The following is a 1,901-nucleotide window of genomic DNA, read 5'->3' as shown; positions in this document are numbered from 1 at the left end:
CTGTGACCGTGGGCGACGTTCGCATCGAGCGCGCGGGAAGCCAGCGCTGGCTGGTGGTGAACCGGCCCGCAGACAAGCTCTGGACGCCCGTGCGTGATTTCTGGCTGGAGAGCGGCTTCCTGCTGTCCCAGGACCAGGAAAACCTCGGCATCATGGAAACCGATTACGCTGAAAACCGCGCCAAGCTCCCGCAGGATTTCATCCGCAACACCATCGGCAAAGTATTCGACAGCCTTTACTCCACCGGTGAACGCGACAAGTTCCGCACACGGCTGGAGCGCCGTCCTGATGGCGGCACGGAAATCTATGTCAGCCACCGCGGCATGGTCGAGGTGTTGACCGGCGTCAAAGCCGGCCAAACCGGCGGCGACAGCACCATGTGGCAACCGCGCCCTGCCGACCCGGAGCTGGAAGCCGAATTCCTGCGGCGCCTGATGGTCAAGCTGGGTGTCACGCAAGAGCAATCGAAGGCCCTGGTGGCCGCCGGTGCAGACAAACAGACCTCGCGGATCGCCACTGTCAACAGCCAGCCCGTCGTGCAGATCGACGAAGGCTTTGAACGTGCATGGCGCCGCGTCGGCCTGGCACTGGACCGCACCGGCTTCACGGTTGAAGATCGCGACCGCAGCCAGGGAACCTACTTCGTGCGCTACGTCGAGCCCATCGTGAACAAAACCGAGCCCGGTTTCTTCAGCAAGCTGTTCAGCGGCTCGCCAGCCGCCGTGCCGCCGTTGAAGTACCGTATCGCCGTCAAGAGCCAGGGTGAAAGCACCACGGTATCGGTCCTCAATGCCCAGGGCGCCCCTGAAGCATCGGCCAATGCCCAGCGCATCATCCAGGTGATTGCCGACGATCTGCGATAAATCCCGGTTCGTGACCCTGTTCATCCCGACTGACGATTCCATACCGGTGTGTTGAGGTTCAAAAGTCTGGGCAGTGGCAGTTCAGGCAATGCCACACTGGTTGAAGCGTCAGGAATCACGCCGCTTCGCGTTCTTGTCGACTGCGGGCTAGGGCTCAAGCACCTGCTCTACAGGCTCGGTGAGGCGGGCCTGCAACCCGAAGACATTCACGCCGTGTTCATCACCCATGAGCACGGTGACCACGTCGGTTGCGCCCGGTCACTGTCGCTTCGCTACCGGATCCCGGTCTGGATGAGCCATGGCACCCACGCAGGCATAGGGGCACCGGATTTTGACGGGTTGCTGCACAAGGCGCGCGACGGTAAAGCCATTGACCTCGGCGGCATGCAGCTGACGCCTTTTACGGTGCCCCACGATGCCCGGGAACCCCTGCAACTGAGCTGTACCGACGGATCGGCAAAGCTGGGCATCCTCACTGATCTCGGTCATGCCACTTCGCATGTACTGGAAAACCTTGGGGGCTGCGACGCCCTGATGCTGGAGTGCAACCACGATTCCGACATGCTGGCCCAATCGTCCTATCCCGCATTCCTGAAGCGGCGGGTGGGCGGCCAATTTGGGCATCTTTCCAATACGGCCGCAGCGGATGTCGCCCGCGGCGTCATGCATCAGGGGCTACGCTACCTGGTGGCAGCCCATCTCAGCGCGCAAAACAACCGGCCGGAGCTGGTGCAAAACCTGATGGCCGCAGCCGTGGGTTGGGACGCGGAAGACATCATTGTGGCCAGGCCCGACGTCGGCACACGCTGGATCCATATCTGAGGAAGGGTCGTGGGCCCTGCAATGCGGGTGCATGCCGTCCATCGCGGCAAACAAGCGTCCATAAAAAAGCCGCCTCGCGGCGGCTTTTTTCGACTCGCTGAAGAATTACTTCGCAGCGCTGGCTGGAGCGGCCGTAGCAGCGGCTGCAGCGGCAGCGGCGTCAGCAGCAGGTGCCGAGGCGGCAGCAGCCGGAGCGGATGCAGCAGCGGCAGGAGC

2 protein-coding genes are annotated in these 1,901 nt (G+C 62.8%); both read left to right on the top strand.

Going from position 1 to position 1,901, the window contains the following annotated elements:
- Positions 1-863 (top strand): outer membrane protein assembly factor BamC (gene bamC, locus AC1DWI_RS21280; protein ID WP_477725690.1); only part of this gene is annotated, 863 nt, incomplete at its 5' end.
- 48 nt (positions 864-911) lie between these two features.
- Positions 912-1,685 (top strand): MBL fold metallo-hydrolase, encoded by a 774-nt coding sequence (locus AC1DWI_RS21275; RefSeq protein ID WP_477671116.1) that lies wholly within the window; start codon positions 912-914, stop codon positions 1,683-1,685.
- Positions 1,686-1,901 lie beyond the last annotated feature (216 nt).

This window comes from Polaromonas sp. P3_C2, assembly GCF_056402675.1.
Note: the sequence above shows the minus strand (reverse complement) of the source record. Positions and strands in the feature narration are given on the sequence as shown.